This window comes from Ferrimonas kyonanensis DSM 18153 (genome assembly GCF_000425405.1).
GTDB lineage: Bacteria > Pseudomonadota > Gammaproteobacteria > Enterobacterales > Shewanellaceae > Ferrimonas > Ferrimonas kyonanensis.
The window spans coordinates 1-9,468 of the sequence record NZ_KE384370.1; the positions used below are offsets into that span (position 1 = coordinate 1).

Below are 9,468 nucleotides of genomic sequence, written 5' to 3' on the forward strand. Positions count from 1 at the left end.
CGCAAGGGCGACGGTGCTAATGGGGAGGGGGAGGGGTAAACGAGCAGTGATTGCGGTGTTGGCAGAGCTCGGTGCTGGTTGTTCTCCTCATCAACCTTAGCCCCCCCTCCGTCGTGCCCGCGCACGCGGGTACCCAGTGTCTTTTCCAGGATCAAAACCCAAGTCACTGGGCCCTCGCGTTCGCAAGGGCGACACGGTGAGGGTGAGGTGGTGTGGCAGGTGGAGGTAGACGCCATCAGCGTTAGTGTTGCACTCATCTCGCAACAACCCTCCGTCGTGCCCGCGCACGCGGGTATCCAGTGTCTGTGCCTTTCGTCATTCTTGCGCAGGCGAGAATCCAGCGTCTTTTCCAGGATCAAAACCCAAGCCGCTGGGCCCTCGCGTTGGCAAGGGCGACGGTGCAACTTGGCAGGACTGGCGTTGCCGTTCAGTACAGGGCGATGTGACAGCTGGGCAGGTCGTGCTTATCGAAATAGCCCTGGTGATACTCCTCCGCGGGATAAAACGGCGCTATCGGTTCAATGGCGGTGACGATGGTTTTTTCTTTCCAGTAGCCCTGCGCTTGCTGATGGGCCTTGGAGGCCTCTGCGAGCAGGCGTTGTGCGTCGTCGTGGACAAAAATGACGCTGCGGTACTGGCTGCCGTGATCGTCACCCTGTTGATTGACGGTGGTGGGGTTGTGGAACTGCCAGAAGGTCTCCAGCAAGGTCTGGTAGCTGATGGTGGACTCATCGAACTCCACCTGGACCACTTCGGCGTGGCCGCTGGTGCCGGTTTTGACCTGATCGTAGCTTGGGTTGGCCTGTTCGCCGCCCATGTAGCCACAGACCGCCGATGTGACCCCATCCAGCTGTTTGAAGAACTGCTCAACACCCCAAAAACATCCTGCACCGAAGGTGGCAATGGCCATAGTATAACTCCTTGATTCGAACTTCTAGACGTCTAAACATCTAAGTGTCTGCAAACTGTATCAGCTCCGTGACAGATTGCAACCTCGAATCTTAATCGGCGGGGGTGCGACAATGAGGCAACAGAGGCTACAATGGCCGCCACAAGAAAAAAGCAATTGGAGTGCGACGTGTTATTTGAACACCAGGATCTATTGGCGCTGACCTTGGCGCATCCCCAGCCCCACAAGCAACCGCAAAGCCGTACCCTGAAGGACGGCACTCAACTGACCCTGATTGATACCGGCATTCTGGCGATAGAGCCGCCCCAGCCCGGTGACAGCGACATCGTGCTGTCCTGTGGCGTTCATGGAAACGAAACCGCCCCCATTGAGTTGGTGAATGAGTTGGTGAACGCCATCCTCAGCGGTGACCTGGTGTGCCGACAGCGACTGCTGGTGCAATTGGGCAACCCCGAGGCGATGCTGAAGGGAACCCGTGGCGTGCAGGAAAACATGAATCGCTTGTTCAGCGGCGCCCATGCCCTGGGGGAGCAAAATTCCGAGAAGGTGCGGGCCCGTTTGCTGGAGCAGACCGTACGCGATTTCTACCACCAAAGCGGGCGCAAGCGCTTCCACTATGACCTGCATACCGCCATACGTGACTCGCAGCGGGAAAAGTTTGCGGTTTATCCTTACCGTCCAGGGCGTGCCTGGAGCATCGAGCAGATTCGATTCCTGGCGGGCTGCGGGGTAGAGACCATTCTGCTTTCTCACAACCCGACAACGACCTACAGTTACTACTCCTCCAATGAATTCGGTGCCGATGCCTTTACCGTGGAGTTGGGCAAGGTGTACCCGTTTGGTCAGAATGACATGAGCCGGTTTGAGGCCTGCAAAAAACAGCTGGCCAGGCTGATTGCTGCCCAGCCTCTCGAGTATCCGCCGCTGTCACAGAGCGTGGTGTTTGACGTGTGTCAGGTGGTCAACAAACAGCACGAGGCGTTCCACTTTAGCTTCGATGATGCACAGGCCAATTTCACCGAATACCCGCCGGGTGCCCTGTTGGCGCAGGATGGGGAGACCGACGTCCGAGTGGGCGAGGTGGCAGAGTCCATTGTTTTTCCAAACGCCAAGGTGGCGTTGGGCCAGCGGGCCTTGCTGACGGTGGTCCCTACTGCCATTGACGACAGATTTGAATAAAGACACTAATGCGGATGGCAACTGGGCTGTAAATAATGCGATACAGTCGAAAAAATGTGATCACGATCAAGGGGCGACAATCAGTTGAGCGCCCCGGTTAGCGGCAGTACTCTTTAGCCTAACTATAACAAGCCCCGGGCGTGGCCGGTCACCTCAGGATCAGACCATGCCGGGTATAACAATGGCCAGGAACACTGGCCCCAGACACAAGACGGAAGCGACCGATGAGCCTCGAACCTCAGCATCAGGTGCACAAGGCCGTGATGACCTCTGGTCACGCCCTTAAGATCCCTGTACTTAAGATACTGCAATCCGACGGAACCCCCTATGCCGATGCCTCTTTGCCGGACATCGATCAGCAATTGGCCCTGAAAATCTACGACACCAGTGTGTTTACCCGAGTGTTGGATGAGCGCATGCTCGCCGCTCAGCGTCAGGGACGCATCAGCTTCTACATGACCTGCATCGGCGAAGAAGCGGCGGTGGTGGGCAGTGTGGCGGCCTTGGGTGACAAGGACATGATCATGGCCCAGTATCGCGAGCAAGCAGCGTTGCGCTACCGCGGTTTTACTACCGAACAGTTTATGAACCAGATGTTCTCTAACGAGAAAGATCTGGGTAAGGGTCGGCAGATGCCGATTCATTATGGCAGCCGTGAGCTGAACTACATGACGGTGTCATCCCCCCTCGGCACCCAGATCCCTCAAGCCTCCGGCTACGCCTATGGTCAGAAACGGGCCGGCCATGACGCAGTAACACTGTGTTATTTCGGTGAGGGCGCCGCCTCCGAAGGGGATTTTCACGCCGGCCTGAACATGGCCGCGGTGTTGAACTGCCCGGCGATCTTCTTCTGTCGTAACAACGGCTACGCCATCTCAACGCCGACCGAAGAGCAGTTTGCCGGCGACGGCATTGCGCCTCGCGGCGTTGGCTATGGCATCGATACCATCCGCGTTGACGGCAATGACATGCTGGCGGTGCTGGCAGCCACCCAGCAGGCGCGGGCCATTGCGGTGGCGGAGAACAAGCCGGTGCTGATCGAAGCGATGAGTTACCGTCTTGGGGCCCACTCCAGCTCTGATGACCCGTCTGGCTATCGCTCTCGTGAGGAGGAAGCCAAGTGGCGTGAACACGATCCGGTGCTGCGCTTCAAACTGTGGTTGATGAATCAGGGTTGGTGGACCGAGGAACAGGACAACGAGTTGCATGAGCGCTATCGAAAAGAGGTGCTGGCGGCGGTCAAGGTGGCCGAGAAGTTGCCACGCCCGGCCTATGCCACCCTGGTGACCGACGTCTACGATCAGGTGCCCCAGCATTTGCAGCAGCAGCTGCGTCAGACCCGGGAACACATGGCACGCTACCCCGACGTGTACCCTCAAGACACGGATAAGGAGGCGTAATCATGGCCCAGATGAATCTATTACAAGCGGTAAACAGCGCCATGGACATCGCCATGGCCAGCGACGACAGTGCAGTGGTCTTCGGTGAAGACGTGGGCCACTTCGGTGGTGTGTTCCGGGCGACCTCCAAGCTGCAGGAGAAGTACGGCAAGGATCGTTGCTTCAATACCCCGCTGACCGAGCAGGGGATCATCGGCTTTGCCAATGGTTTGGCGGCCCAGGGCAGTACCGCCATTGCTGAAATTCAGTTCGCGGATTACATCTTCCCGGCCTTTGATCAGCTGGTGAATGAGTCTGCCAAATTCCGCTACCGCAGTGGCAACGAGTTCAATGTTGGCAGCCTGACGGTACGCACTCCCTATGGCGGCGGCATTGCCGGTGGCCACTACCATTCCCAGTCACCAGAAGCTTACTTCACCCACACCCCGGGGCTGAAGATTGTGGTGCCACGCAACCCCTATGAGGCGAAAGGTTTGCTGCTGGCCTCCATTCGTGACGACAACCCGGTGGTATTCTTTGAGCCGAAACGATTGTACCGGGCCTCGGTGGGTGAGGTGCCGGAAGGCGATTACAGCATCTCCCTGTCCAAGGCGGAAGTGGTGCAAAACGGCAACGACATCACCCTGTTGGGCTGGGGCGCTCAGATGGAGTTGATTGAGAAAGCCGCCAAGATGGCTGCCGACCTTGGTATCAGCTGTGAAATCATCGACCTGCGTACGCTGCTGCCCTGGGATGTGGACACCGTGGCCAAGTCAGTGTGCCGCACCGGTCGGTTGCTGATAAGCCATGAAGCCCCGTTGACTGGCGGCTTTGCCGGCGAGATTGCGGCCACCATTCAGCAGGAGTGTTTCCTGCACCTGGAGTCGCCCATTGCTCGGGTCTGTGGCATGGACACCCCGTACCCGCTGGCGCTGGAGCAGGCCCATATGGCGGATCACCTGAAGATATTTGAAGCCATTAAGGCCAGTGTCGAGTTTTAAGGGAAGCGACGATGATTAAAGACTTTATTCTGCCGGACATTGGCGAAGGTGTGGTCGAATGCGAAGTGATGGACTGGCTGGTCGCCGAAGGCGATGAGATCAAAGAAGACCAGGTGGTGGCCGAGGTGATGACCGACAAGGCGTTGGTGGAGATTCCCGCGCCGTTCGATGGCAAGGTGGTCAAGCTGTTTTACAACAAGGGCCAGGTGGCCAAGGTGCACAGCCCGTTGTTTTCTGTGGAGCTGGCCGAAGCCGAAGTCGCGTCGGAGCCAAGCGTTGCCGCTGCGCCGGTTCAATCGAAGGTGGTGAGTCCAGATGAGGCTGAAGCTGTCACTGACAATGGGGCTCAGACCATCGAGGACTTTATTCTGCCAGACATCGGTGAGGGCATCGTCGAGTGTGAAGTGGCCGAGTGGTTGGTCAGCGAAGGCGACGCTGTGGTGGAAGATCAGCCCATCTGCGATGTGATGACCGACAAGGCGCTGGTGCAGATTCCGGCGGTGGCCAATGGCGTGATTCATAAGCTGTATTACCAGAAAGGCGAGATTGCCAAGGTGCATCAGCCCCTGTTCGCCCTGAAAACCACGGCAACCACCGCTAACGCAGGCTCTGATGCAATGGTGGCGTCTTCGGCCCCTGAGCCCGAGAGTTCGCCAGGCAGCGTTACGGCAACGGCCTCTTCCGAGCCAGTGGCTCGCAGCGGTAAAGCGGTGGCCAGTCCGGCGGTACGTCGACTGGCCCGTTCGTTGAACGTCGACATCGCCGAGGTGCCCGGCAGTGGTAAGAATGGCCGGGTGTACAAGCAGGACATTCAGAGCTTTGTGGATGGCGAACGCTCCGAACCGGCGTTGTCGCCGGCGCCTGTGGTTGCCGACAAGCGTGCTGAGGACAGCGTCGTGCCGATTCGCGGCATTCAGGCGGCCATGGCCCGGCAGATGACGGCCTCGGTACAGACCATTCCGCACTTTACCTATTGCGAAGAGCTGGATCTGACCGAACTGGTGGCCTTACGAACCAAGCTGAAGCAGCGGTATGCCGATAAGGGCGTAAAGCTGACCCTGATGCCCTTCATAATCAAGGCGATGTCGGTGGCAGCCAAGGAGTTCCCGGTATTGAATGCTCAGGTCAACGATGACTGCAGCGAGATCACCTACAAAGGCGATCACAACATCGGCATGGCGGTCGACGGTAAGCTGGGCCTGATGGTGCCAAACATCAAGCAGGTGCAGAATAAGTCGATCATCGAGGTGGCCAACGAGGTGACCCGGCTCTCCGCGGCGGCCCGTGAAGGCCGGGTGGCAGCGGAAGACCTCAAGGGCGGGACGCTGTCGGTGTCCAACATCGGTGCCCTGGGGGGCACGGTGGCAACGCCCATCATCAACAAGCCTGAGGTGGCAATTGTTGCCCTGGGTAAGTTGCAGACCCTGCCGCGTTTCAATGAGCAAGGGCAGGTGGAAGCCCGCACTCTGATGCAGGTGAGCTGGTCCGGTGATCACCGAGTCATCGACGGCGGAACCATTGCCCGTTTCTGTAACCTGTGGAAATCTTTATTGGAAAATCCCGCTGAGATGATGTTGCACCTGAGCTGATTACCAGGCTCGGCTGGCGCCGGTTCCTCCGCAGAGCGGAAGGACCGGCGTTTTTGTTATGGCTGAGATAAATCCGATGTAGGCAAATTGCTTTTCGCGCTTAGCATGGGGCTCAGAGTTTCGTATAATGGCGATCTACCACTTAAATAGGCTGTTGTAATAGCGATGAATCACGCTCCACTGCTCGATGACACCCATTACCCGTTTCCGCCCAAGCCAGCCAAGCTGACAGAGGCTGAAAAAGCGGACTATCGGAATCGAATCAAAACCCTGCTGCAGCAGAAAGACGCTGTACTGGTGGCTCACTACTACACCGATCCTGAGATTCAGGCTCTGGCGGAGGAGACCGGCGGTTGCGTGGCCGACTCGCTGGAGATGGCTCGATTTGGTAATGAGCATCCGGCCAAGACCCTGGTGGTGGCCGGCGTGCGGTTTATGGGTGAGACGGCCAAGATTCTGACCCCGGAGAAGCGGGTACTGATGCCGACCCTGGAAGCCACCTGTTCTCTCGACATCGGCTGTCCGGCGGATCGCTTCGGCGAGTTTTGCGATCAGCACCCGGACCATACTGTGGTGGTGTATGCCAATACCTCGGCGGCGGTGAAAGCCCGTGCCGACTGGGTGGTGACCTCCAGCATTGCGCTCGAGATCGTTGAGCACCTGGACAGCGAGGACAAGAAGATCATCTGGGGACCGGATCGCCACCTGGGGGGCTACATCGCCAAGCAGACCGGTGCCGAAATGCTGATGTGGCAAGGCCACTGCGTGGTGCACGATGAGTTTAAATACCGTGCCCTGGCCGAGATGAAGCAGGCCTACCCGGATGCGGCGGTACTGGTTCACCCCGAGTCTCCGGATTTCATCGTCGAGATGGCCGATGCCGTCGGGTCGACGTCTCAGCTGATCAAGGCCAGCCAGGAGTTACCCAACGAGACCTTCATCGTGGCCACCGATCGCGGCATCTTCTACAAGATGCAGCAACTGTCTCCGCACAAGACCTTTATGGAAGCGCCCACCGGCGGTGACGGTGCCACCTGCCGCAGCTGTGCCCACTGCCCCTGGATGGCGATGAATGGTCTGCAGGCCATTGAAAAATGTCTTAATACCGATGATTTGACCGATCACGAGGTGTTTGTGGATGAGGCGCTGGCTGAGAAGGCCATGGTGCCGCTGAATCGGATGCTGGATTTTGCCGCCGAGCTTAAACTTAAGGTGAAAGGCAACGCCTGAGTCTGAATGGCCCCAGCAATGAAACGCTCCTTCGGGGGCGTTTTTTGATCCTGCCTGGTTAAAGGTTGCTGATCTGAATGGCGCCCGTCTGGCCGTTGTAGCTGAGGGTTGGGCCATTCAGGCCGGCGCCGCCGGCGACGTAGGTGAGATCGCATCGGCGTACACCGGCATAGTGAATCACCATCTCGATGCTGTCGGCGGCGGCTTCATAGGCCGCCTGGGTGTGAGGCAGGCTAGTGTCGTTGTGGCGCGGCAGGGGAGAGAGCAGTCCTTCGACGGTTTGCAGGCAGTCGGCGAAATCGCTGATGCGGCCGTCCCCCAGGCCGGCTTCCGGGTAGCAGGAGCCCGAAGTGCTGGAACGTACTCCAAGATCGGGGAAATCCAGTCCGCCACCGATCCCCAAAGCCCCTTGACCGGGAATGTCTCCGCCCCTGGCCATGCAGGTGCTGTGGAACTGAGAAACCGCCCCTTTAAACGCCGCGAAGACGCTTTTGGCACTGGCATCGTGGGCTTCGCTGGAGACGGACATCAGCCGCGGCAGGGCGGTGACGGCCAGCAGGCTTAAGACCACAATGACGACGATCAACTCGATCAGGGTAAAACCGCGGTTACTCAATGGGAGATCCTGTCGGGATTCAGTTTAACTCGAATAAGGGGATGGTAGCGCGGTCAGCGGTGGTGGGTAAACCGCGTTCACCTTTAAGGTGACCAAAAACCTCAGGGTTTTGTCACATCGGCATACCGTTCGCTGGTGATTGGCCTAGACTGAGGGCTGGGTTACCGGCCGTTGGGGGGGACAATGTCGGAAGACGTAGTGCGAGTACTGCAGCCGAAATTGGCAAGCCTGTATCAGCAGGCGCTGCATCAGGGGGAGTCCATCGATCTGAAGGGCGATGGCGAGCCGCTGCACCACTATCGGGTGGGGTTGAGGAAATGCCGCAGCTTGCTGAAACTGTACCGCCCACTGCTGCCTGAAGCGTTGTATGACTCACTGGTGATCAGCCTGGGTCAGCAGGCTCGAGTGACTAACTTAATGCGGGATCTGGATGTATTGCAGCAGGCCTTGCCAGAACAGCAGCCGCTAAGAGTTGCCGTCGAGGCGTGGCGCCGGCAGGCATTTACTGAGCTGTTCCTACAGTTGGGGCAACTAAAGAGGGAACGGGCCTTGTGTGTATCGATCATGGCATTGCCCTGGCCCAAGGCACTGATAGGGTTTGCCGAGGCCACTCAGGACGTGGCGCTGAAACTGCAAGGGAAAATAACTCAGGTTCACCAGCGCGCCTTACTGGGAGGCCACCCTCAAGACTGGCACCGGTTGAGGATTATCATAAAGCGCCGTCGTTATCTGAAAGAGCAGTGTCAGCCCGGCGTTAGCTACCGAGAGGACAAGGCGCTGCAGGATACCCTGGGGGCGTTTAATGACAGCTGTTGTCAGATTGCGTTTTTGGAGCAGCAACAACCGCGACTGGCCACCGAGCTTCAGCCAGCGCTGCGACAGTTACTCGAGCAGCTCGAACATCGCCGACAGCAGCAACTGGCGGCACTGGGCCATCTTCCTGAGCAAAATTAGACCAGTCGGCCGTCAATTGTAAAAAAGGGTTTGCAATCCCCTCTCAGCCTCCCTAATATACGCATCCGCAGCAACGATGAAGCCATCGTTATTGCCTCAGCTGGTTAGGTGTCCGAGTGGCTGAAGGAGCACGCCTGGAAAGTGTGTATACGGCAACTGTCCGAGTGGCTGCACGCAGCGCAGCATAATCACGCCATAGGCGGGATTCTCAGCCACCTGGCATAGAGTTTGATTGAGCTCTTAAAACTCTCAATTGAAAATTGGTTAGGTGTCCGAGTGGCTGAAGGAGCACGCCTGGAAAGTGTGTATACGGCAACGTATCGAGAGTTCGAATCTCTCCCTAACCGCCATATAAACAAAAAAGCCCCTGCACGAAGTGCAGGGGCTTTTCCGTTTATGCGCGTTGTGGAGATCTTGGTTCAAACTCTCCAGTTCGCAACGGAGCGGAGCATGAGCGCAGTAACGCCGCAGGCGATCATCTCTCCCTGATTCGGCAGCACGGCAGTGGTTCATGGCTCCGCAGTTCCCCCCTCACTACGTCGCCCTTGCGAACGCGAGGGCCCTGCGGCTTTGATTTTGATGCGAAAACAGACACTGGGTACCCGCGTGC

Annotated in this window: 8 protein-coding genes and 1 tRNA gene; 7 read left to right on the top strand and 2 right to left on the bottom strand. The window is 58.0% G+C overall.

Annotated features, from left to right (window positions below; genetic code table 11):
• Nucleotides 1-427: 427 nt before the first annotated feature.
• A complete protein-coding gene (msrA, locus tag H598_RS0121840) occupies nucleotides 428-910 on the bottom strand; it encodes a peptide-methionine (S)-S-oxide reductase MsrA (protein WP_028114908.1) in 483 nt (160 codons plus the stop codon).
• Nucleotides 911-1,042: 132 nt separating this feature from the next.
• Here msrA and astE point away from each other — a divergent pair, with 132 nt between their 5' ends.
• From astE to nadA, 5 genes are all read left to right on the top strand, one after another.
• The gene (astE, locus tag H598_RS0121845; protein ID WP_051252950.1) at nucleotides 1,043-2,089 is read left to right on the top strand and encodes a succinylglutamate desuccinylase; all 1,047 of its coding nucleotides are present in this window, start codon (nucleotides 1,043-1,045) and stop codon (nucleotides 2,087-2,089) included.
• A gap of 224 nt (nucleotides 2,090-2,313) precedes the next feature.
• A complete protein-coding gene (locus H598_RS0121850; protein WP_051252951.1) occupies nucleotides 2,314-3,489 on the top strand; it encodes a thiamine pyrophosphate-dependent dehydrogenase E1 component subunit alpha in 1,176 nt (391 codons plus the stop codon).
• A 2-nt stretch (nucleotides 3,490-3,491) separates the two neighbouring features.
• Nucleotides 3,492-4,469 (top strand): alpha-ketoacid dehydrogenase subunit beta, encoded by a 978-nt coding sequence (locus H598_RS0121855; RefSeq protein ID WP_028114911.1) that lies wholly within the window; start codon nucleotides 3,492-3,494, stop codon nucleotides 4,467-4,469.
• Between the two features lie 11 nt (nucleotides 4,470-4,480).
• Nucleotides 4,481-6,058: a dihydrolipoyllysine-residue acetyltransferase gene (locus H598_RS0121860; protein ID WP_028114912.1), complete on the top strand. Its 1,578-nt coding sequence runs from the start codon at nucleotides 4,481-4,483 to the stop codon at nucleotides 6,056-6,058.
• 165 nt (nucleotides 6,059-6,223) lie between these two features.
• Nucleotides 6,224-7,288, top strand: a complete 1,065-nt coding sequence (gene nadA / locus H598_RS0121865) for a quinolinate synthase NadA (RefSeq protein ID WP_028114913.1) — start codon at nucleotides 6,224-6,226, stop codon at nucleotides 7,286-7,288.
• 58 nt (nucleotides 7,289-7,346) lie between these two features.
• Here the strand turns inward: nadA and H598_RS27135 are convergent, their stop codons facing one another.
• Nucleotides 7,347-7,904: a type II secretion system protein gene (locus H598_RS27135; protein WP_051252952.1), complete on the bottom strand. Its 558-nt coding sequence runs from the start codon at nucleotides 7,902-7,904 to the stop codon at nucleotides 7,347-7,349.
• A gap of 183 nt (nucleotides 7,905-8,087) precedes the next feature.
• Here H598_RS27135 and H598_RS0121875 point away from each other — a divergent pair, with 183 nt between their 5' ends.
• Nucleotides 8,088-8,858, top strand: a complete 771-nt coding sequence (locus H598_RS0121875) for a CHAD domain-containing protein (protein ID WP_028114914.1) — start codon at nucleotides 8,088-8,090, stop codon at nucleotides 8,856-8,858.
• 262 nt (nucleotides 8,859-9,120) lie between these two features.
• Nucleotides 9,121-9,208 (top strand) — tRNA-Ser (locus tag H598_RS0121880).
• Nucleotides 9,209-9,468 lie beyond the last annotated feature (260 nt).